Source organism: Psychrobacter immobilis (assembly GCF_904846175.1).
GTDB classification, from domain to species: Bacteria; Pseudomonadota; Gammaproteobacteria; order Pseudomonadales; family Moraxellaceae; genus Psychrobacter; species Psychrobacter immobilis_E.
Genome location: NZ_CAJGZM010000013.1, coordinates 1 through 21,415, shown reverse-complemented (window position 1 = coordinate 21,415; position 21,415 = coordinate 1). Strand labels below are relative to the sequence as shown.

The following is a 21,415-nucleotide window of genomic DNA, read 5'->3' as shown; positions in this document are numbered from 1 at the left end:
ATTAATAAAAATCATGATAATAGTAGCGGGTTTTAGCGGCTGCTATAGCCACAAAACCTGAATTTACAACCGTAAACTATGACCGCATTAAGGATTCTCTAATACAGTTCGGTAGCTTTTATTATTCATAAAATAACAGCGCTCGAGCAAACTTAGACAGTATCCAAGGTAAACAAGGTTAGACCGTATGTTAATCACAGAATTGGGTTATTTTGCCTTGCTGGCCGCCTTTGTATTGGCGATTTTGCAGGTGGTATTACCAACGATCGGCGTCATGCGTGACCAAGTTGCTTGGCAGCGTCTCGCACCAAGTTTAGCGTGGGCGCAGTTTGCGGCCATGGCTATCTCGTTTGGCGCTTTGATGGCAGGCTTTTATTTTAATGACTTTAGCTTGGTCTACGTCACTCAGCATTCTAATACCCTGCTGCCTTGGTATTATAAATTGTCCGCGACGTGGGGCGGGCATGAAGGCTCGCTACTGCTTTGGATGACCATCATGGCCACTTGGTGTGCCTTGGTGTCGTACTTTAGCCGTGGCTTGCCATTGTCGATGCGCGCACGCGTACTGGTGATACTGGCTGGCGTACAAATGATGATGTTGGCAATGTTGATTTTCACCTCATCACCGTTTGACCGCACTTTACCAAACTTGCCGGTCGATGGCGCGGACTTAAACCCTGTACTACAAGATTTCGGTTTGATTATCCATCCGCCGATGCTATATATGGGCTATGTGGGCATGGTCGTGCCATTTGCCTTTTGTATGGCAGCATTATGGGAAGGGCGCTTAGATGCGGTCTGGACCCGTTGGTCGCGTCCATGGGCGCTGGCAGCATGGGGTTTCTTAACCCTTGGTATCGCTTTGGGTTCGTGGTGGGCGTATTACGAGCTTGGCTGGGGCGGTTGGTGGTTCTGGGATCCGGTAGAAAACGCTTCATTGATGCCTTGGCTTGCCGGTTTAGCCTTGCTGCATTCGTTGGCAGTGACTGAAAAGCGCGGTGTATTTAAAGCGTGGACCATTATGCTGGCCATCTTTGCTTTTGCCTTAAGTCTATTGGGTACTTTCCTTGTACGTTCTGGCGTTATTACTTCGGTGCATTCGTTTGCTGCCGACCCAACGCGTGGTCTGGTCATCTTAGTGATTTTGGGCATTATCGTTGGTGGTGGACTGCTGATGTTTGCCATCCGTGGTTGGCGTTTGACGGTTGAAAGTCAATATCAGCTGATATCGCGTGAATCATTTTTAGTGATTAATAACGTTATTATCCTAATCTCAACCTTGGTGGTACTGCTCGGTACGCTGTATCCTATCATCGCTGACGCCTTTAATTTGGGTCAAGTTTCTGTAGGCCCTCCATATTTTAATGCGCTATTTGTGCCATTAACGTGGTTGCTGTTGATCGCGATGGGTATGGGTTCTAATATCCGCTGGAAGAAAGACAGTCGTCCGCTATTGGGCGTTGGCATGGTCATTGCGGTCAGCAGTCTGGTATTGGCGGCGATTATTGCTTATTTTGTCAGCCCGTCCGGTATGCTTAATATTGGTGTGACACTAGCGGTGAGTTTTTGGGTGTTGTTTTGGATGGTTGTTGATTTTAAAGACAAAACCAAAAATGCACCAAGTTTCTTTAAAGGTTTGGGTCAGTTACGTTTGAGCTATTGGGGTCAGCAGACCGCGCATATTGGGGTAATAATAGCCGTCATCGGTGTTGCCTTTACCAGTACCTTGAGTATTGAGCGCGATGTGGCACTGGGCGAAAATGATACTGTACATGTGCAAGGTTATGACTTTGAAGTTAAAGACTTCCATGAGGTCAGAGGTAGCAACTTTGATGGTGTGCAAGCACAGGTCGAGGTGACCAAAAACGGTCGCAAAGTGACGACCTTGTATCCTGAAAAACGTACTTATGTGATTAGTATGATGCCAATGACTGAAGCAGCGATTGATGCTAGCCTTATGCGTGATGTTTATGTGGCACTCGGCGAGCCTATCGCTGAAGACAGTAATAAGTGGGCGGTACGTATTTATGTTAAGCCACTGATTCGCTGGATATGGCTTGGCGCGATTATCATGGCATTAGGTGGTTTATTAAGTATGCTCGATAGCCGTTATCGTATTAAAAAAACCAAAACGTCCGCTCAAATGGCGGCGAATAAAGCAGGTTTTATCACTGAAGCTGAAATAGGGGAGAAATAAAATGAGTCAATCAGACAATTCTTCCCAAAAAGTGCCTGATAATAAAGTCACGCCTGAAAACAAATGTGCTGCTAACAACAAAGCTCCTAAAACCATGAAAAAAAGTCAAATCAGAATATGGTTTTTAATTCCGCTGATTGTTTTTGCTGGTTTTATGGTCATGCTGTACCTGCGTTTGGGTCAGCCAACGGAAATCGTTACCAACACTGCGCTTGAGCGTCCAGTACCGACGTTTGAGCTGCCATTATTGTCAGATACCAGCCGTATTATGACCAATGACAATCTCCCTGATCAGCCATTTTTGATGAATATTTGGGGTTCTTGGTGCCCAACTTGTATCATCGAGCATCCTTTTTTAATGCAATTAGAAGAGCGCGGTGTCAATTTGGTTGGGGTGAACTATAAAGATGATATCGGTGACGCTCTAGGGTATTTAAACCGCGGCGGTGATCCATTTTCGATGTCTATTCAGGATTTATCCGGTCAGTTTGCGCTAGATTTGGGCCTGACAGGGGCACCTGAAACCTTTGTGGTTGATGGTGAAGGTGTTATTCGTCAGCATATCGTTGGTGAGATTAACGAGAGCAATTGGCAAAGTCGTATCACACCTTGTTTGATGGTGCTTAATGAAGCCGACAAAAAAAATGTCAGTCCAGACCCCAAGCAAGTTCAGGAGGTTTGTAAATGAATGCCTTCTACTTAAAAGTTATACAGGTAAAAAGCATCGCAATAAAGATTGCAGGCTTAGTGCTTGCGTGTTTACTGAGTTTTGTTATCAGTTTGGCCATGAGTTTTAGTGCGCAGGCAGCGATTGAAGTTTATGATTTTGACTCAGTACAGCAGGAAGCGCAGTATCGCGGCCTTATCGAAGAGCTGCGCTGCCCAAAATGCCAAAACCAAAACCTAGCGGGTTCTGATGCGCCTATTGCGCAAGATTTAAAGCAAAAAACCTATGACATGATTAAAGAAGGTCGTAGTGATGCTGAGATACGTGCTTATATGCAAGAGCGTTATGGCGACTTTATTACGTATAAGCCGCCAGTACGTCCTTCGACTTGGATACTATGGTTTTTTCCACCATTATTATTGATTGTGTTGGTGATTGGCTGGTTTTGGCAAAGTAAACGCAGCCAGCGCGTTGCCCGTGGTCAAAGTGGAGTCACTGTAGATGGCGCTGCGGCGTTATCGGCTACAGAAAAAGCGGAACTCGATCGTTTGTTGTCGCGTAGCAATAACAATAGTACTAGCAATGCTAATAGCGAACATGACATCACCAGTACAGAGGACAAAAAATGACCCTATTTTCTACTTTTGGCTTATTTATTGCCCTAAGCTTATTTATCGCACTGTTACTGGCGGTGATTATTATCATGCCATGGCTGCGGGCATCACGCTTACGAGATAAGCCGGTTGACAATCAGCTGCTAGACATCAATATAGCAGTATTCCGTGAACGCCTAGCAGAGTTGAAGACTGATAAAGACAGTGGCACTATTGATGAAGTGCATTACCAAAATCAAAAGCTCGAGCTTGAGCGCCAGCTATTGGATGCGCAGCGTACTGTGACACCAATGGTTGCACCCGGTATCAAAAGCCGTTTAATTGTCATGGTATGGGTACCAGTATTAGCGGGGCTAGCGTACTTTTTAATCAGCGACCGAACACCGGTATTTAATCTGTGGGAGGCCGAAGATAAAGTTGCGCAAGTAGCAGATGACTTGTTAACTGGTAAAATCGATCAGCCGCCTGCTTGGGCGATTGAAGATGGCACGCAACTGATTAGTGCTATGCAGACCAACGTTTATCGTCATGCTGATGACCCTGATCGCTGGATGCGTCTGTCTGAACTATTCTTATCATTAGAAGCAACCGACTCAGCACTTGAAGCCTTGTCACGGGCTTATCGTTTGTCACCAGACAACGAAGAGATTGCCACCACTTATGCGCAAATCAGCTTTTTTGCCAATAAAGGCCAGCTCGATGCCAATAGTCGCCGCGTCTTGCAGGACGTATTAGCAAAAAATCCGCAACATGAAGGCGCTCAAATGCTGATGGCAATGGGTGAGGCACGTGGTAATAACTTTGAGCAAGCACAAGGCTGGATTAAGCGCTTACGCGCTAGTATTGCGGCTAAACCGGGTGACCATAGCCAAGCGCTGACAAGTCTTGATGAGTTGAGTGCAAGTGTCACGGCTCAGCAGCAGCAAGCTTCTGAAGGCATTGAGGTGACTGTCTCTATTAATGCTAGTCTATTGCCATTGGTCAAAGCGGATGATGTGTTGTTTGTCGCCATTCGTGATGTGAAAGGTGGCCCACCATTTGCCGCCAAACGTCTACCAATCAGCGTGATTAAGCAGGGTGAAGCAAATATTAGCCTAAGCGACTTAGATGCTATGATGCCTGAGCGCACGCTAGCTTCTGCTCGAAGCGATAAAGTCCAGCTTGCGGTCATTGCGCGTATCAGCCATAGCGGTACCGCCAATGCGGAGTCAGGCGATTTATCGGGTAATCCTGTGGTGATTAGCGCCGACCAAAATCAGGTCAATGTGGCTATTAATCAACAGGTTCCTTAATGAGCTTATATCAACTTCTAAATCACTAATAAATGCGCGCCGTTGTGCTTTCAGCGGCGCGCAACCTTGTCTCATGAACAGATAAGTCATCGTAACTTGCCGCATCAAGACTAAAAATACTTGAGCTTTTGAAAGCCACAAGGTAAGGTAAGCTCTGCAACCCACCAATCCCTAAGTTTTATTAGTCCCAAAATCCTATCTTTTAAGGAGAGTCGTATAATGATGCGTATTATTTTGCTAGGTCCACCAGGCGCCGGTAAAGGCACCCAAGCCCAGTTCATTTCTAAAGAATATGATATCCCGCAAATCTCAACGGGCGATATGCTGCGTGCCGCCATCAAAGAAGGCACTGAGCTTGGCAAACAAGCCAAAGACGTAATGAACGCTGGTGGTTTGGTTTCTGATGATCTTATCATTAACCTCGTGCAAGAACGCATCGCTAAGCCTGACTGTGTCAATGGCTGCATTTTAGATGGTTTCCCGCGTACTATTCCACAAGCCCAAGCGCTTGCAGATGCCAACGTGACGATTGACCATGTGATTGAAATCAGCGTTCCTGATGATGAAATCGTTAAGCGTCTATCTGGTCGTCGTCAGCATGCAGGTTCTGGTCGCGTTTATCATATCGACCACAATCCACCTAAGCAAGAAGGTATTGACGATGTGACGGGCGAGCCATTGATTCAGCGTGAAGACGACAAAGAGTCGACCATTCGTGACCGTCTAGCGACTTATCATGAGCAGACGTCAACCTTGGTTGGTTTCTATCAAGATAAAGCTAAAGAGGGCGGTGACGCTCCTAAATATGACAAATTTGATGGCACTCAAGGCATTGATGATGTTAAACAGCAAATTTTATCTGCGCTAAAAGGCTAATGCTTTTTTAGAATTGCTGATAGGACTTGTTGATTAACAGTCATATTCAAAACCCTGCTACTTGTAATCACGAGCAGCAGGGTTTTTTTATGGTTAAAATAAACGCTAAAAAACGTCCATAAAAAAAGCCGCTTACTTAGAGAAGTAAACGGCTTTTAGCTACTATTATTTTAATGTAGCTTAGCTAAGGCTTTATCCTGCTAAGGCTTACGCGTTACCTTGCGCATCAACTTGGGCTTGCTGTTGGCTTTGTGCATACGCTTGGTCAAAGTTGACTGGTGCAAGCAATAACTGCGGGAAGCTACCACGGGTGACGATGTCGCTGATCACTTCACGCGCATATGGGAACAACACGTTCGGGCAATAAGCGCCTAGAATCTGACCGATTTGGTCTTCTGGGATATCTTTTAATAAGAAGATACCCGCTTGATGAACTTCAGCGATAAATGCCGCTTCTTCAGCGTTTTTAGCATTGACACTGACTGTCAATACTACTTGGTAATGATCGTCATCCAGTTTTTCGGCATTGCTTGATAGATTGATATCAAGCTCAGGGTTCCACTCTTTGGTGAATACGCCTGCGCCTGGGACTTCAAGCGACATATCTTTTACATAAATGCGTTCTAGTGCCAATTGTGGTTGTGCCTGTTCTTCAGCCATGGTAATTCCTCTAAAAGTTAATCAAATAATGGGGCAAACTGTTATTGTAACAACATATCATTGTAATATAAATCGAGACTAAGGTTTGAGATTTTATCTCGATGTTTCTTAGCCAGTTGTTTTTTTTGGCAAGCTTATCTTTTAGCTAGACGATTTATCTTGTTTTACGGTCCATTTTTACCTAGATAAAAACAGACCGTAAAACAAGATAGCAAATTAACCCGCCAATAGCTCGTCAAGTTTGCCTTGCTGGTTCATTTGGTTGAGTTCGTCAAAACCACCGATAAAGGTATCACCAATGAAAATTTGCGGCACCGTACGATAGTTGTTGGTTTTTTGCATCAATGCTTGGCGCTCTTCACGGCTGATGTCATGCATGCCGATTTCTTCATAATCAACGCCTTTAGATTGCAATAACTTTTTAGCGTTTGAGCAGTATGGGCAGATAGGAGTGGTATAAACTTGCACAGAGACAGTCATGGTTAATCCTTAATTATAAATTTATGGGTAAGTCGTTTTATTATAAGTAATATGATAAATAATGAGATGAAGAAATTATAGGGTAGTCATTAATACCATCCGTTATCGATACGTAAATAGCAGCTATATTTGCTGCTGCTCAGTATAAAGTGGGGATGGCTGTCTCAAATTCAAGCAGTGTTGGCTGAAAAGCGCTGACGGTAGCATCATTAACGCATAAAAAAAGACACCTTTTAACAGGTGTCTTTTTGATTAACGCTGCAGGTTACTAAGACTGTATAGCTATTAGCATGATTGAAATCACAGCTTAATCTATTGTCTTACTTATGCAAACTTGGCTTGGCTTTGCCTTTAGGTTTGGCATCTTTTATCCCGACCAATGGCATACCAGCGCCTTGCCAGCCGCCGATACCGCCTTCTAGGCGATAGACACTGTCTTTACCAATCATTTGTACTGCCGCGCCTGCCTGTATGCCCATATCGCAGATGATAATAACTGGGTGCTCAATCGCACGAATTTCCTCAATGCGGTCTTTGAGTTCAGTAAAAGGTATATTGCGGCTGCCTTGGATATAACCGGTTTCAAATTTCTTTTTGGTGCGAATATCGATCAGCTGCGCATTTTGCGAGTTAACCATCATGCCCAAGGTGTTGGGCGATATTTTTCTGCCACTACGTTTGTTTTCAATAGCAAAAAACAGCACGGCAAGTACGGCTAATATACCAAATAAAAACGGGTGGTTGCCCACAAATTCCAGCGCACGATCCAAACCATACCTCCAAAAAAATAAGTGTTCGGTTGAGCTGAGAAGACAGCCCAACGATAGTGAACAAGGCGCTATTATACCGATAAGGTCATCTATAGTAAACGGGCGATGACTTCGCCGTTACTTTATCAATAACCTTTAGACACATCTGCTAATTCTGCTAATAAGGTTTAGTATCCGCCTCTTCTCGTAGCGTCACCAGGTTTTCAACACGCCGCTGCAATACTTCACCATCCGCTACTGCTTGCCATAACGCGCAGCCTTTGCTGTTATGCGTATGGCGACAATCGCGGAACTGGCAATCACCTGCCAGTGGTACAAGCTCAACGAAACCTGAGATGATGTCATCAGGGGTTAAATGCCAAATGCCATATTCGCGAATACCAGGGGTATCAACAATACCGCCTTGGGTTAAGTCATCTGGGTTAAATGGCAATAAGCGACTGGTTGTGGTGGTATGCTGACCAAGTTTTGAGTTTTCAGAGATGATATTGACGCTCTGTGCTGATTCGGGTAGGAGAGCATTAATGAGACTGCTTTTACCGACACCTGATTGCCCAGCAAAAATAACCAGCTTTTTATCGATATAGCGTTTTAATTCATCGAGTCCTTCTTGCTCATCGCTATCAGCAATATTTTCAGGACAAGCGACCGAGGTGAGCACACTCTCATAACCAAGCGCTGCATACTGTGCGAGTAGCTCATTGGTATCGACGCCGTTTTCTTGCGCCAGCAGATCGGCTTTATTAAGTACCAATAGCGGCTTGACACCGGCATGATGGCAAACGACCAAATAGCGGTCAATGAGCGTCGGTGCAGCGGCAGGAAGCGGCGCAAACACAATCGCCAAAATATCGACGTTGGCGGCGACGGGTTTGAGCTTATGATAGCGATCAGGACGCGAAACCAGAGAAGTGCGTGGCTTGACCGACTCGATACGTCCAAAGCCAGTATTAGGGTCAGCACTCCAGCGCACTTGGTCGCCCGCGGCTAGCATCGGTAAGTTGGTACGCACATGACAGCGCCAAATATCGCCTAACCCCAGCTCTTGCCAAAACGGCTCAGGATCATCCGGCGCAATCTCCGGCTGCACGGGAATTACTGCCGGCAAGCTAGTCACTTGTACTTCTAGCTGCTTACCATAATGCGCCATGACCACGCCATCCATCAAACTGTCATCGATGCTGTCTTGACTGTCAAGCTGCTGTTTGTCGATGCGACGAATCTGCTGTTTAGTCAGTTTGCGTTGCCGGATTAATGCCATGGGTTGTGACCTATTAGAAAAATATTGCTAAGTGTAGCGTGAAAATTTGCTAACATACAGCCTAAAGCGCCGCTAGCAGATAGTGGTTTTGTAATGTTTTAGACATTATAGCCAACCAAGCGCAAAATATATGATTTGAGCACGACCATTTATAGTTAGTTTAATTGGCTAACATTGCTCGCAAGTTGTTCCAAACTTTATTGACCATAGGACAAGATATGAGTACCGATGACCATCCCAATAAGATTAAAATCAGAAACCAAGGTAAAAAAGGGCTGGTATGGATTGACCTAGAAATGACCGGACTTGATACCTTAAACGATGAAATCATCGAGATTGCGACCGTGGTGACGGATGAGGATTTAAACGTCCTTGCCGAAGGGCCTGTGTTTGCGATCAAGGTATCAGATCAAGTGTTAAATAAAATGGATGACTGGAATACTAAGCAACATGGGCAGTCAGGATTGGTTGACCGTGTGCGCCGTAGTACCGTGACATTGGCAGAAGCGGAAGCTGAAACTATTAAGTTTCTCAATAAATGGGTCGATAGTGGCAAGTCGCCAATGTGCGGCAATTCCATTTGCCAAGATCGCCGCTTTATGGCGCGCCAAATGCCTGAGCTTGAGCGCTTCTTCCATTATCGCAACCTTGATGTGTCGTCGATTAAAGAGTTATGCTTCCGCTGGCGTCCTGATATTCTCAGAAACTTTGAAAAAGGCGGTAGTCATTTAGCGTTAGATGATATTCGCGATTCTATCCGTGAGCTAAAGCACTATCGTCAGCACTTTTTTAAATTGATGCCGCAGGATTAATCAGCCGTGGGTTTGAGTAGATAGGTTAACCGCCAAATATGAAAAGGGTCTATTAAATATTTAGTAGACCCTTTTTAATAAAAGTGTTTTTCTGATAACAGCGATGCACTAAACCTGTATTTTGAATTCGAATAAATCAAACTTGATATGGTTTGAGTCTGCTTCCTCTATCACCGCGCCAATCACCGCACTGACTTTTTGCTGGCGTTTGTCGCCATCTAATAATCGCCAATCACCAAGTACGTAGCGTATTTTGCCGTGAATGGTTTTATGAATATCTGGGCGATGGGTATGACCATGTAGTAGAGCATCGCTACCAGCCACTGCTTGTATCACCGCATTTTCATTGATATCCATGATGTAAGCGGCTTTATTGGCATTATTCTGCTGACTTTTTTGGCGCAATTTATCGGCGATAGCCAAGCGTTTCTCGAGCGATTTATTTAATAAATACCACTGAGTGAGACGATTGCGCATGACTTTACGAAAAAACTGATATTTTTTATCATCAGTACAGAGCGCATCACCGTGTTCTAAGCGATAGCTTTGTTGTCCAACCGCTAAGGTGTACGGCTCATAAATCAGCTCGCCACCAAATAGATTGCAAAATGGCTGACCTAATAAGAAATCACGGTTGCCATGCATGACTAAAATCTTACACCCAGCTATCCTCAGTTTTTTTAATTTAACGATCAGCGGGGTGAGCCAATGTATTTGTCGTTCCTCGTTGGATAAAGATAAATAAAAATCATCACCGAGCCAAACCTCGAACCAATCGCCTAAGATAAACAAGCGCTTGAGCGCAGGCAGAGCAAGGCAATCCTCAAGCAGCGCCAAAAAAGCCTGCACTAAGGCAGGCTCTTCAGGCGATAAATGCAAATCGCTAATCAATACTTGCCGCACCTCATGAGGACGGGTGGTAATTAGATGGTCAAAACTTTGCATTTATCCTTATCCTCGTAACTTTAAACAGTAACGACTCATAAGCTTTTACAGACTCATCGCTACTGAGTAATAACTATTGAATAATGATTACTGAGAAACAGTTATTTAGTGACAGTTATTTAGTGATAATGGTCGCTGAGTTGATAACGACTGGCTCTTTTGGCACATCAGCATGCATGCCAAAACGACCAGTTGGTACGCCGCGCATCTTTTCGATGACGTCCATACCGCTTGTTACTTTACCAAATACCGTATAGCCCCAACCTTGCATGTTTTTGCCAGAGTGGTTTAGGAAATCGTTGTCTTTTACGTTAACGAAAAACTGGCTGGTTGCTGAATGTGGATCTTGCGTACGCGCCATCGCAATCGTACCAGCATTGTTTTTTAGACCGTTGTCTGCTTCGTTTTCAACAGGGGCATTGGTCGCTTTTTCATTCATTTCAGCGTCCATTCCGCCGCCTTGAATCATAAAGCCGTCAATGATGCGATGGAAAATCGTGCCGTCATAATGACCAGACTTTACATAGTTTAAAAAATTTTCTACCGTTTTAGGTGCTTTTTCTTCATTGAGTTCGATAACGATCGCACCCATATTGGTGTCTAGTTCTACTACTGGTGGCATGTCTACCATGGGATATTCCTTCTTGATTGCAGCGCCTAAAATGACGCTGTTAAGTGGTGGATAAAAAGTTGGTGGATAAAAAGTTATAGCTAGTCTAACGGCTTTTTTATCTCGTGTCATGTATCAGGCTGTTAATGCCTTTGCAAAAGCTGATAGAATAACGCAACTTTACCTTTTTACTATCATTTTTAATAACTTGTTTTTAATGATTTGGTTTGAATTTTCCATGCTACGTGATGGCACGTAGCATGAACTGACAATTTGCTTTAGGAGCAATGCCCGATGAGTGAGCACTCAAGCAACAATGCACAAAAAGACGAACAAAAAAACGATTTTATTCGTAATATCATTCGTGACGATGTCAAGGCGCAAAAATACCCCCAAATTGTGACGCGTTTCCCACCAGAGCCAAATGGCTACTTGCATTTGGGGCACGTGAAATCTATCTGCTTAAACTTTGGCGTGGCCGAAGAGTTTGGCGGTGTTTGTAACCTGCGTTTTGATGACACCAATCCAACGGCAGAGAAGCAAGATTACATCGATAATATCAAGAACGATGTTGAATGGTTAGGATTTGAGTGGGCAGGAGAGGCGCATCATGCGTCGGGCTACTTCGACCAGTTGTATGCGTGGGCCGTGCAGTTGATTGAGCAGGGCGATGCCTATGTAGACTTGCAGTCACCTGAGCAGATTAAAGAAAACCGTGGGTCATTTAACGAAGCAGGCACGCCGTCACCACATCGTGATGCCAGTGTCGAAGAAAACCTGCAACTTTTTGATGATATGAAAAATGGCAAGTTTGCGGAAGGTAAAGCGGTTTTGCGCGCCAAAATTGATATGGCAAGCCCAAACATGAACATGCGCGACCCTGTTATCTACCGCGTCATGCATCAAGCCCATCATCAAACCGGTGATAAATGGTGTATCTATCCCATGTATGACTTTGCGCATCCTCTTTCTGATGCGATTGAGGGCATCACGCATTCGTTATGTACGCTAGAGTTTGAAGATCACCGTCCATTTTATGATTGGGCGGTTGATAAGATTGGCTTTGAAGTACCGCCACATCAGTATGAGTTTTCTCGTCTAAATGTCGACCATACCATGACCAGTAAGCGTAAGCTTAAGCAGTTGGTCGATGAAAATATCGTCAGCGGTTGGGATGATCCACGTATGCCAACGATTGCTGGCATGCGTCGCCGTGGTTACACGCCAGAGGGTTTACGTGATTTCTGTGAGCGTGTGGGTGTAACCAAAGTAGACAGCGTCGTTGATTTTCGCTTATTAGAGTTTAGTATTCGTCAGTCATTAGAGACGACTACTGCACGTGGTATGGCAGTGCTCAAGCCATTAAAAGTGACTATTACTAACTTTGCGGAAGCGGTCAGCAGTTGGGAAACTGAAAAAGCGGATAGCGTTAATGCGCGTTTTGACGATGAGTCGCAAACGTTATGGTTAACCCAGCCAAACCATCCGAATGTCGAGATGGGCGAACGTGAGATTCCATTCACTGAAACCTTGTATATCGACCAAGGCGATTACGAGATTGAGCCGCCAGCAGGTTATAAGCGTTTATCACCAGAAAAGAATGAGATTCGCCTGCGTAATACTTATGTATTGGCAGTGACTGAGCATATCTTAGATGACGCTGGTAATGTGGTTGAGCTAAAAGCGACGATTGATTCGGCGACACTAGGTAATAATCCTGAAGGTCGCAAGGTTAAAGGCGTTATTCATTGGGTATCAGCCAGCCAAGGCGTACCCGCCACCGTGCGTATGTATGAGCAGTTATTTAGTGCTGAAGACCCAAGTAGCGTCGCTGATGTCCATCAAGCGCTAAATCCTAACTCATTGATTGAGCTGCAAGCAGTGGTTGAGCCGTCACTTGCCAATGCCGACGCTGGCACGCGTTTCCAGTTTGAGCGTGAAGGTTACTTTATCTCTGATAGTGAAGATCATAGCAGTGATAAGCCCGTCTTTAACCAAATTGTTAGCTTACGTGATAGCTATAAACCTGTTTAATTGATAAAGATTGACATTGCTAATATTTATTTAAGCTATTGCTGAACAATAGTGGTTTGCAAGCTTGCCCATTTCTAGTACGCTAGGGATGGGCTTTTTTGTGAATAAGTATAAATTTTAAGCATAAGGTTTAAGGGTGCAATCATGGCAAAGTTTTTAAACAGTAGCGGTACAACCTATCATTTAGAAGAACTGATTAAAAATGCGTCTGATAGGCTGATTATTATTAGCCCTTATCTCAAACTAAATGATCGTATCAAAGAGCTGTTAGAAGATCGAAATCGCTTAAAAATCGATATTCGTATCGTTTATGGCAAAAATGATTTACAACCTGAAGAAATCAACTGGCTTAAAAATCTAACTTTTATCCGTACCAGCTTTTGCAAGAATCTGCATGCGAAATGCTACTTGAATGAAAATGAATGCATCATTACCAGTTTGAACCTTTATGAATTTAGTCAGGTCAATAATAATGAAATGGGTGTGCTGATTTATCGTAATGAAGATGCCAAGCTTTATGCAGATACTTACGAGGAAGCACAGCGTATCATTCGTATTAGTGATGAAGTGCGCATGTCGCTTGAAAAGGTGACTGGATCTGAAGGTGCGGCTGACGATAAAACCACTTCTAATAATACCAATACTAACGCCAATGCTGATATTAATGTAGCGATTAAGCCTACTGCAGAAATGGCGGCACCTAATTACTCAAAGTTAACAACCGCAAAGCTCGCTAAAGAGCTGGGCTTTAAAACCCAAGAGTTAAATGACAAATTGCTAGCCGCTGGTTATGTACAAGAGCAAGAGGGTGAGCTTGTATTAACAGATGCGGGACGTGCCGCTGGTGGTACCAGTAAAAAAGGTAAGTTTGGCGAGTTTTGTTTGTGGGACGCAGGAATGGTAATTTAGTTATTCTCTTAACTGTAAACTTATGCACTTAGTAATAAATGGCATAAGCGCATTACAATCTCTCACAAGACATTCATAACCAGTTTGCTAAGATAGGATAGCGTTTTTGCTGACGTGCTTTGAGTTATTGTGTAGTATTAACTGAATACGTTTATAACTAGGTACGCTTATAACAATAGAGCGCATAGATACCTTTAGGTATTAATAAATACTAACGCTCATCACTAATATAAATAAGGAATTAAGTATGGCACATTTACGTTTGGGTGATACCGCACCAAATTTTGATGCAATCACTACTGATGGTGATATTAATTTTTATGATTGGGCAGGGGATAGCTGGGTAGTATTTTTCTCACATCCTGCAGATTATACGCCAGTATGTACCACTGAGCTTGGTCGTACGGCAGCATTAGGTGGTGAGTTCCAAAAGCGCAATGTTAAACCAATCGCCTTATCAGTTGATGGTTTAGAAGATCACAAAGGGTGGGTAAGTGACATCGAAGAAACTCAGGGTACAGCTGTTAATTTCCCTATTATCGCTGACGCTGATCGCAAAATTGCGGATCTTTATGACATGATTCACCCAAATGCTGATAATACAGCGACGGTCAGAAGTGTGTTTATTATTGATCCTAAGAAAAAAGTCCGCTTAACGCTGACTTATCCAGCCAGCTGTGGTCGTAACTTTGATGAGATTGTTCGTGTTATCGATGCGATGCAGTTGTCCGATGAGTATAATGTTGCGACCCCTGTTGATTGGAAAGATGGTGACGACGTTATCATTCCACCAAGCGTGAAAAACGAAGATATCGCTGCCAAATATCCAAAAGGTTACACAGAAATTAAGCCTTATTTACGCACTACACCTGCGCCTAACAAATAAATAAAGGGTATTTGGTAGTTGTAATGGATTAATAAATACAAGCCCTATAACTTAATGTTATGGGGCTTTTTTTATGTTTCAGCTTTTTATTAGCGTTAAGGTTTTGCTATGATGAGCAGAGTAGGCTATAACTGTTACATAGCGCATTGACAACTTTATGCAAACGCTATTTGCCATAATCATAATAAAGCCTATCAGCGCTGAGTCGCTTTTGAGACCATCTTACAAGGAGTTTGCTATGAAAAAATTATACGTCACCCGTACCGCGCCCAATCCACGTAAAGCGCTTATCTTACTGGCATCAAAAGGAATTAATGTTGATGATATGGATGACCTCGATTTGGTCGATATTGACTTTGCTACTAATGAGCAGATGTCCGAGGCATTTACCAAAATAAATCCGATGCAGACCGTGCCAGTTTTAACATTAGATGATGGTACGGTGCTTAATGATTCGCAAGCCGTGTGCGAGTATCTTGACCGTGTCTATGGCGAGCGCTCGGTGATGGGTAATGATGTGGTACAGCGTGCGCAAGTATGCTCTATGCGCCGCATTGCTGAGTTTGAAGTGCTATATAATTTTATGCTCGCATTCCAGCATAGTCACCCCTCTAAAGCTCAGCGAGTTGAACAAGTACCAGAGTTTGTTGCGCCATCTATCGCCCGCGCGCTTAAAGCATTGCCTTATTTCGAAAATGCCTTAAACGGTCATGATTACTTAGTTGGTGATCAGTTAAGTTTCGCTGATATTGTGCTGTATTTAGGTTTAGATTTTGGCAAAATACTTAAGGTTAACCCGAATGAGCAAGGGGATAATCTGGCGCGTTTTTATCAGATGATGAATGAGCGTTTTAGCATTAAAAACATGGCAAAAGCCAAACCTGCTCATGAAAGTGAGTGAATATAGAATTTTTTTATACATTTAGCATTATATGCATGCAAAAGCCCTGAGTAGCTAAGAGTATTATTAGCTACTCAGGACTTTTTTAATCCAGTAATTAAATCAGAAAAATTAACAAGAAGCGTTACTATCGATATATAAAATTAAACACTTCGTTACAACTATACCTATCATCAGCGCTATAGTGGTCAAATTATGAACACTTTACAAAAATAGATACGCTCACTTATAGATACGACCGCTGTCTGTATTATAGAAAATTTGTATGGTGAAAAATTGATTATGGAAAAAGTTTAATCACAAGGTATGACTGTTATGGCCTCATTTTTTAAAGCTGTATCTTATACAATACCATCTTATACAACCCTATCTCTTACCAAGCGACTAGCGAAGTTTGCTTTGTTGCCCAGTATTTTAGCAGCAAGTCTAGCATTAGGTGCCTGCCAAGATGCCTCTATACCCAATGAAAATGACGTAAAAGAAAGCGCTAATACGAATGGGCGCGCAGCGTATGGTAATACTATTAATGCCGATGCTACTATAAACGCTGAGTCTAAGGCAGATGAGATGAGCGCTGAAGAACAAATGATAGCCAATCTTTCTCGTTATCGCTGGACACTGATGTCGGCAACTGATAAAAGCGCCCAGCCATTAAATAGGCTGCTAGATATTAAAGATCAAGTGCGCTTATCTTTTAGCCAATACCAAGGTGAGAACACCTTAAGCTATAGCGTTGGCTGCAATACCATGAGCGCAGGTTATGAGTTGCAAGGTCATACGTTAACTATCGAAGACGGTATGAGTACCAAAATGTCATGTGGTGAACTTGATAAAGCAGAAAATGATTTAAGTCAGCTGATGCAGGGTGAGAGCCAATTAACGTTAGTGGTAGATAATAATAGTTCAATAAATGAAGATTCTAAGAATGATAACTCTAAAGATGTAAATCTTAAGATTAATAAGCCGATATTGACCCAAGTCACTAGTGATGCAACGACGTTAGTTTGGGAAGGGAAACTTACCTCACAGGCCAAATATAATAGTAAGGGTGAAACGGTATTTTGGGCAGTAAATGCTAAGAAAATAGTTTGCGCCGAAAATAGCTTAGAGATGTGTTTACAAGTGAAACCCATTACTTATGATGATCAAGGTATTAAAGTAAGTGAAGGAAAATGGTCGGCATTTACTGGTGAAATTGATGGTTATCAGCCCGATGGCATGCATAACGAAGTATTACGTCTCCAGCGTTATCAGTTAGACTATAACGAAAGCGCAGAAGACGAAGAGTATGCTTATGTGTTGGATGCGGTGATTGAGAGTGCTGTGGCAGAGTAGGTTTGTTAGAGTAACTCGGTTAGTCGTTTCTATTATGTGAAACAATAGCAGCAATACTGCTGATAGTTTAAACAAAAAACACGCGCCGTTTGGAGGCGTGTTTTTTTATGGGAGTTTGCTTTATTTTATGATTATCTATTTTTTATGCTAACGCAAATTACCTAAGTCTTCTTCTGTCAAACGCCAGCGGCCTTTTTTCTTAGAGCCACCACGTCCGCGCATTGAGCTATTGAGCAGGATCTTGTTCATAGAGTGACTCGAGTGCGCATGACAAATGGCGCAGGCAAGACCATCAGCGGCATCTTGTTGTGGCACGACATCTAAAGACAAGATGCGGCAGACCATCTCTTGTACTTGCTCTTTTGCTGCGGCACCATAACCACAAACGGCTTGTTTGATTTGGCGAGCGGTATATTCTGATACCTCCAAATCTAAAGCAACCATAGCAGCAATAGCAGCGCCGCGTGCTTGGCCGAGTTTAAGCGCTGAGTCCGGATTTTCTGCCATAAAGACTTGTTCAATCGCGGTATAAATGGGCTCGTCGGCATATTTTATATGATGCTGCGTGATACGCGTTAAGCCATTAAAAATACGTTTTAGGCGCTCAGGCATCTCTTTGGTATCAGTACGAATAGTACCTGAATCGATATAAGTGAGCTTATCGCCTGTTTGTTGTAGGATGCCATAGCCGGTCATGCGTGAACCCGGATCAATCCCAATAATAATTGCCATAGTGTTCCATCTTGCTTACATTTTGTTTTATGACTTAAAAATCAGCCTTAAGTTTGATAGTATAGCAATCAATCCCCATATACATCATATGTTAGCCATCTAAATTTGCATGGCGCTCAATTTATTGATTTTATTTTATAGGACGACGCTTTATGGGTCAGATAGTTGGTATTGCCATCGTATGGTTTATTATCGAGATGCTGCTTTGGTATTTGCTTGCTCAGTTTACGAGTGGCTGGTTGGTGTTTATGTGGTTTATTATCGCCGCCGTTATCGGTATCGCGCTGCTACGTAAAGGCATGGCCGCTCTTAATCCTATGGCACAGCAGATGAAAGCCGGCGGTATGATGAATCCTGCGATGCGTCCACAAGAATCAACGATGATTAAAAGTGTCGCCATGGCAGCCGCTGGTATCTTGTTACTCATTCCAGGTGTGCTCAGTGACTTGCTAGCATTGTTGGTAATATTGCCACCCGTGCAGAAAAAGCTTAAAGATTTCGCTAATAATTACGTCATGAACAATCAGCAAAAAATGATGGAAATGATGGCTAAGCAGATGGGTGGACAAATGGGCGGTGGTCAAAATCCATTCGGCGGTGCTGGCGGTATGGGTGGTCAAAACCCGTTTGGCGGTGCCGGTGGTATGAATAATCAAAATCCATTCGGCCAACAACAAAACCCGTTCGGCGATGTGTTTAAACAGCATACCACCGTTGATGGTACCGCAAAGACTATTCCGAAAGATGTGAAAAAAATCACCAAGTCTGCCAATGATGAATAATTAATTCCTCGATAAGCAAACAGACAATAAAACATAAAAAAAGCCCCTTTTGTCATTGACGAAAGGGGCTTTTTGAGCGTTAAAACTATTTTTTATAAAGGTAATATTTATAGATAAAATAGCTAATAACTGAATGAAACAACCGAAGTGCCGCCGTAAGATGGTGACCCATGAACCGTGAAGTTCAGGGCGGATGCGTCACTGCCTCTGCAGGTTTCCTGAGACACCGCAAGCGGTGCAGGCATACACAATGAAGCAATAGGTACCACATCCTGGTAAAGCATTATCGGCTCAGGGAATAAACATCTACTAGCCAACACTTCAGAATATAATTATCTTAACCAATGGTTTGAATGATTGCAAGTACGATTTACAGATTGCTACGTAGGTTTAGGTCTTAGCATTATTGATGTCGAGTTTTAAGCGTGTTTTCTAGCAAATAAAGGTGCTTAAAGCCCTTAATGACGGACTTAAAGGGGTGATTTTTCAGCTATTTGGAGATGTGTGGTAATATAGAGGGCTGTAAACATCCTAATTTAGCATTATAGGCGTTCATTCACTTGAGGAGCGGTAATCCATGACCCATAACCAGCAGCAATCAGAATTTATCGACGATAGTCAGGCTCAGCTCAATAATAAGCAGGATAGCGAGCAAAATAAAAAAGTGCCGCATGTCTTAATGATATTAGATGGTTTTGGGCATCGTGAAGACGATAAGGATAATGCGATTGCTGCCGCTGATATGCCAAACCTAGATAAGATTTATCAGCAATATCCGCATGGGTTAATATCTGCTTCAGGAGAAGATGTTGGTCTGCCGGATGGTCAGTTTGGTAATTCAGAGGTTGGACATATGAACTTGGGCGCGGGTCGCGTTCTTTATCAAGATTCAACCCGTATCTCAAGTGAAGTGGCCAATCGTGAGTTTTATAAAAACGAAGCCTTAGTCAATGCGGTGAAAGCGGCTAATAAGCTTGGCGGCAACGTTCATATTATGGGGCTGTTATCAGATGGTGGCGTTCATTCGAATCAAGACCATATCGAAGCGATGTGTCACTCAGCATTGGTGCACGGTGCCAAAAACGTTTTTGTTCACTGCTTCTTAGACGGCCGTGATACGCCACCAAAGTCTGCTGATAAGTATATCAATCGCTTACGGGAGCATATTGGGAAGCTCAACGCCCATTACGAAGGTGGTCGCGTCCAAATTGCCAGTATCATTGGGCGCTACTATGCCATGGATCGTGACAATCGCTGGGATCGCGTGCAAAAAGCCTATGAGCTTATCACTGAAGGTAAAGCGGATCGCTTAGCGACGCGTGCAGATGGTGCGGTACAAGCTGCTTACAAAGCGCGCGAAACCGATGAGTTTATCAATCCAACGATTGTCATTGGCCGCGATGAAATACCATATACCGTCGATGATAACGATGCGCTTATTTTCATGAACTTCCGTGCCGACCGTGCCCGTGAGCTTGCGCAAGCCTTTGTACTTCCAGATCATGAATTTTCGGGTTTTGCTCGTCATAAACAGCCAAAGCTTGCCGCTTTTGTGATGTTGACTAAATATTCTGACGTTCTAGCAGCCAATCCAAAAACCAGCATTGCTTATTATCCAACTTCATTGACCAATACGCTTGGGGAGTATTTGCAGGATAAAGGTAAAACCCAGTTGCGTATCGCTGAAACTGAAAAATATGCGCACGTGACGTTTTTCTTTAGTGGTGGCCGTGAGGAAGAGTATAAAGGCGAGACACGTATCTTAATCCCATCTCCCGATGTCGCGACTTATGATCTAAAGCCAGAAATGAGTGCCCCTGAAGTAACGGATGAGTTGGTTGCGGCCATTGAGTCAGGTAAATATGATGTATTAGTAGTCAACTATGCCAATGGTGATATGGTTGGGCATACAGGCATCTTTGATGCGGCGGTTAAAGCGGTAGAGGCGTTGGATGTATGCGTTAGTCGCGTTGAGGCAGCAGTGCGTGCCGCTGGCGGTGATATGCTCATCACCGCTGACCATGGTAACTGTGAGCAGATGCAAGATTATGAAAGTGGTCAAGTGCATACTCAGCACACTACTGAACACGTGCCACTGATTTATATTGGCGAGCAAGCAGTAAAAGTACGTAGTGGTGGTAAGCTCAGTGATATTGCCCCAACTATTCTAGCGTTGATGAATATCGAGCAGCCAGATGAGATGACTGGTGAAAATTTATTACTTCCAGCATAATAATACGCTCATATAGTATTAGTGCTTAAGGTCGATGCTTTAACAGCGTAATAGTAACGTTAAGCATGATAAAAAGGGGGAGATATTGATTATCTTTCCCTTTTTTACGTCTGTTTTTATAGTTTTTGCTGCCTCGTTTTCGATACATTGCTTCTTATACCTTTTGCCCGATACATTTCGCATAAGTTACTTGCAAGACTATCCTAGTCTTCAATAGCGGCTTAGTGTTATTTTAAAAGATATTGTTATTGAAAGACATTTGTCATTAATAATCCTATAATCATGAATATCCACTTGGATTCAACATCGAAGTGCAACGCACCCGAAGCTAGATTTTACCTCAAGCGGTGTTCTAAACCCTAGCACCTTTCTAGGTCGATTATTTAAACTGTCTTCAATCGACTGAACTAAGTGCCTGC

The 21,415-nt window shown here is 43.3% G+C and carries 20 protein-coding genes and 1 other RNA gene; 13 read left to right on the top strand and 8 right to left on the bottom strand.

Annotated features, from left to right (window positions below):
- Positions 1 to 187: 187 nt before the first annotated feature.
- From JMW39_RS12260 to adk, 5 genes are all read left to right on the top strand, one after another.
- Positions 188 to 2,197, top strand: coding sequence for a heme lyase CcmF/NrfE family subunit (locus JMW39_RS12260; protein WP_201546935.1), 2,010 nt, complete (start codon positions 188 to 190; stop codon positions 2,195 to 2,197).
- 1 nt (position 2,198) lies between these two features.
- Positions 2,199 to 2,885, top strand: a complete 687-nt coding sequence (locus JMW39_RS12255; protein ID WP_413786238.1) for a DsbE family thiol:disulfide interchange protein — start codon at positions 2,199 to 2,201, stop codon at positions 2,883 to 2,885.
- A 59-nt stretch (positions 2,886 to 2,944) separates the two neighbouring features.
- Positions 2,945 to 3,493: a cytochrome c-type biogenesis protein gene (locus JMW39_RS12250; RefSeq protein WP_413786239.1), complete on the top strand. Its 549-nt coding sequence runs from the start codon at positions 2,945 to 2,947 to the stop codon at positions 3,491 to 3,493.
- Positions 3,490 to 4,770 carry a c-type cytochrome biogenesis protein CcmI gene (gene ccmI / locus JMW39_RS12245; protein ID WP_201546931.1) on the top strand — a complete coding sequence of 427 codons (1,281 nt, stop codon included), beginning with the start codon at positions 3,490 to 3,492 and terminating at the stop codon, positions 4,768 to 4,770. Before JMW39_RS12250 ends, ccmI begins: the two co-directional genes overlap by 4 nt.
- Positions 4,771 to 4,989: 219 nt before the next feature.
- A complete protein-coding gene (gene adk, locus JMW39_RS12240; RefSeq protein ID WP_201546922.1) occupies positions 4,990 to 5,646 on the top strand; it encodes an adenylate kinase in 657 nt (218 codons plus the stop codon).
- A gap of 207 nt (positions 5,647 to 5,853) precedes the next feature.
- On the opposite strand, the gene secB is transcribed toward adk, so the two are convergent.
- From secB to rsgA, 4 genes are all read right to left on the bottom strand, one after another.
- Entirely contained in the window at positions 5,854 to 6,306 is a 453-nt protein-coding gene (secB, locus tag JMW39_RS12235; protein WP_149488954.1) for a protein-export chaperone SecB, read from the bottom strand.
- Positions 6,307 to 6,522: 216 nt separating this feature from the next.
- Entirely contained in the window at positions 6,523 to 6,786 is a 264-nt protein-coding gene (gene grxC / locus JMW39_RS12230; protein ID WP_201546920.1) for a glutaredoxin 3, read from the bottom strand.
- A 320-nt stretch (positions 6,787 to 7,106) separates the two neighbouring features.
- Positions 7,107 to 7,556, bottom strand: coding sequence for a rhodanese-like domain-containing protein (locus JMW39_RS12225; RefSeq protein ID WP_201546911.1), 450 nt, complete (start codon positions 7,554 to 7,556; stop codon positions 7,107 to 7,109).
- 157 nt (positions 7,557 to 7,713) lie between these two features.
- Complete coding sequence (rsgA, locus tag JMW39_RS12220) at positions 7,714 to 8,817, bottom strand: ribosome small subunit-dependent GTPase A (RefSeq protein WP_201546909.1); 1,104 nt, start codon at positions 8,815 to 8,817, stop codon at positions 7,714 to 7,716.
- A gap of 218 nt (positions 8,818 to 9,035) precedes the next feature.
- Here rsgA and orn point away from each other — a divergent pair, with 218 nt between their 5' ends.
- Positions 9,036 to 9,629, top strand: coding sequence for an oligoribonuclease (gene orn / locus JMW39_RS12215; protein ID WP_201546899.1), 594 nt, complete (start codon positions 9,036 to 9,038; stop codon positions 9,627 to 9,629).
- Between the two features lie 108 nt (positions 9,630 to 9,737).
- Here the strand turns inward: orn and JMW39_RS12210 are convergent, their stop codons facing one another.
- Positions 9,738 to 10,574, bottom strand: coding sequence for a UDP-2,3-diacylglucosamine diphosphatase (locus tag JMW39_RS12210; RefSeq protein WP_201546897.1), 837 nt, complete (start codon positions 10,572 to 10,574; stop codon positions 9,738 to 9,740).
- 115 nt (positions 10,575 to 10,689) lie between these two features.
- Positions 10,690 to 11,205 carry a peptidylprolyl isomerase gene (locus tag JMW39_RS12205; protein ID WP_201546895.1) on the bottom strand — a complete coding sequence of 172 codons (516 nt, stop codon included), beginning with the start codon at positions 11,203 to 11,205 and terminating at the stop codon, positions 10,690 to 10,692.
- 273 nt (positions 11,206 to 11,478) lie between these two features.
- On the opposite strand from JMW39_RS12205, the gene JMW39_RS12200 reads away from it, so the two are divergent.
- From JMW39_RS12200 to JMW39_RS12180, 5 genes are all read left to right on the top strand, one after another.
- Complete coding sequence (locus JMW39_RS12200) at positions 11,479 to 13,218, top strand: glutamine--tRNA ligase/YqeY domain fusion protein (protein WP_201546893.1); 1,740 nt, start codon at positions 11,479 to 11,481, stop codon at positions 13,216 to 13,218.
- 144 nt (positions 13,219 to 13,362) lie between these two features.
- On the top strand, positions 13,363 to 14,127 hold the full coding sequence (locus JMW39_RS12195) for a phospholipase D family protein (RefSeq protein ID WP_201546891.1): 765 nt from the start codon (positions 13,363 to 13,365) through the stop codon (positions 14,125 to 14,127).
- Between the two features lie 247 nt (positions 14,128 to 14,374).
- Entirely contained in the window at positions 14,375 to 15,013 is a 639-nt protein-coding gene (locus JMW39_RS12190) for a peroxiredoxin (protein WP_201546882.1), read from the top strand.
- 238 nt (positions 15,014 to 15,251) lie between these two features.
- Positions 15,252 to 15,914, top strand: a complete 663-nt coding sequence (locus JMW39_RS12185) for a glutathione S-transferase family protein (RefSeq protein WP_201546880.1) — start codon at positions 15,252 to 15,254, stop codon at positions 15,912 to 15,914.
- A gap of 315 nt (positions 15,915 to 16,229) precedes the next feature.
- On the top strand, positions 16,230 to 17,249 hold the full coding sequence (locus tag JMW39_RS12180) for an META domain-containing protein (RefSeq protein ID WP_201546878.1): 1,020 nt from the start codon (positions 16,230 to 16,232) through the stop codon (positions 17,247 to 17,249).
- Positions 17,250 to 17,396: 147 nt separating this feature from the next.
- Here the strand turns inward: JMW39_RS12180 and ruvC are convergent, their stop codons facing one another.
- Positions 17,397 to 17,981 carry a crossover junction endodeoxyribonuclease RuvC gene (gene ruvC / locus JMW39_RS12175; RefSeq protein WP_201546876.1) on the bottom strand — a complete coding sequence of 195 codons (585 nt, stop codon included), beginning with the start codon at positions 17,979 to 17,981 and terminating at the stop codon, positions 17,397 to 17,399.
- Between the two features lie 152 nt (positions 17,982 to 18,133).
- Between ruvC and JMW39_RS12170 the strand changes: the two genes are divergently transcribed.
- Positions 18,134 to 18,763, top strand: a complete 630-nt coding sequence (locus JMW39_RS12170) for an FxsA family protein (protein ID WP_201546874.1) — start codon at positions 18,134 to 18,136, stop codon at positions 18,761 to 18,763.
- 135 nt (positions 18,764 to 18,898) lie between these two features.
- Here the strand turns inward: JMW39_RS12170 and ssrS are convergent.
- Positions 18,899 to 19,094: non-coding RNA, 6S RNA (gene ssrS / locus JMW39_RS12165), on the bottom strand.
- A 246-nt stretch (positions 19,095 to 19,340) separates the two neighbouring features.
- Between ssrS and gpmI the strand changes: the two genes are divergently transcribed.
- Positions 19,341 to 20,996: a 2,3-bisphosphoglycerate-independent phosphoglycerate mutase gene (gene gpmI, locus JMW39_RS12160; RefSeq protein WP_201546872.1), complete on the top strand. Its 1,656-nt coding sequence runs from the start codon at positions 19,341 to 19,343 to the stop codon at positions 20,994 to 20,996.
- Positions 20,997 to 21,415: the final 419 nt, after the last annotated feature.

What these genes read in the sequence shown, in the direction of transcription:
- JMW39_RS12260 (WP_201546935.1), top strand. Translation starts at nt 188, where the DNA reads ATGTTAATCACAGAATTGGGTTATTTTGCCTTGCTGGCCGCCTTTGTA.
- JMW39_RS12255 (WP_413786238.1), top strand. Translation starts at nt 2,199, where the DNA reads ATGAGTCAATCAGACAATTCTTCCCAAAAAGTGCCTGATAATAAAGTC.
- ccmI (WP_201546931.1), top strand. Translation starts at nt 3,490, where the DNA reads ATGACCCTATTTTCTACTTTTGGCTTATTTATTGCCCTAAGCTTATTT.
- adk (WP_201546922.1), top strand. Translation starts at nt 4,990, where the DNA reads ATGATGCGTATTATTTTGCTAGGTCCACCAGGCGCCGGTAAAGGCACC.
- secB (WP_149488954.1), bottom strand. Translation starts at nt 6,306, where the DNA reads ATGGCTGAAGAACAGGCACAACCACAATTGGCACTAGAACGCATTTAT.
- grxC (WP_201546920.1), bottom strand. Translation starts at nt 6,786, where the DNA reads ATGACTGTCTCTGTGCAAGTTTATACCACTCCTATCTGCCCATACTGC.
- rsgA (WP_201546909.1), bottom strand. Translation starts at nt 8,817, where the DNA reads ATGGCATTAATCCGGCAACGCAAACTGACTAAACAGCAGATTCGTCGC.
- orn (WP_201546899.1), top strand. Translation starts at nt 9,036, where the DNA reads ATGAGTACCGATGACCATCCCAATAAGATTAAAATCAGAAACCAAGGT.
- JMW39_RS12210 (WP_201546897.1), bottom strand. Translation starts at nt 10,574, where the DNA reads ATGCAAAGTTTTGACCATCTAATTACCACCCGTCCTCATGAGGTGCGG.
- JMW39_RS12205 (WP_201546895.1), bottom strand. Translation starts at nt 11,205, where the DNA reads ATGGTAGACATGCCACCAGTAGTAGAACTAGACACCAATATGGGTGCG.
- JMW39_RS12200 (WP_201546893.1), top strand. Translation starts at nt 11,479, where the DNA reads ATGAGTGAGCACTCAAGCAACAATGCACAAAAAGACGAACAAAAAAAC.
- JMW39_RS12195 (WP_201546891.1), top strand. Translation starts at nt 13,363, where the DNA reads ATGGCAAAGTTTTTAAACAGTAGCGGTACAACCTATCATTTAGAAGAA.
- JMW39_RS12190 (WP_201546882.1), top strand. Translation starts at nt 14,375, where the DNA reads ATGGCACATTTACGTTTGGGTGATACCGCACCAAATTTTGATGCAATC.
- JMW39_RS12185 (WP_201546880.1), top strand. Translation starts at nt 15,252, where the DNA reads ATGAAAAAATTATACGTCACCCGTACCGCGCCCAATCCACGTAAAGCG.
- JMW39_RS12180 (WP_201546878.1), top strand. Translation starts at nt 16,230, where the DNA reads ATGGCCTCATTTTTTAAAGCTGTATCTTATACAATACCATCTTATACA.
- ruvC (WP_201546876.1), bottom strand. Translation starts at nt 17,981, where the DNA reads ATGGCAATTATTATTGGGATTGATCCGGGTTCACGCATGACCGGCTAT.
- JMW39_RS12170 (WP_201546874.1), top strand. Translation starts at nt 18,134, where the DNA reads ATGGGTCAGATAGTTGGTATTGCCATCGTATGGTTTATTATCGAGATG.
- gpmI (WP_201546872.1), top strand. Translation starts at nt 19,341, where the DNA reads ATGACCCATAACCAGCAGCAATCAGAATTTATCGACGATAGTCAGGCT.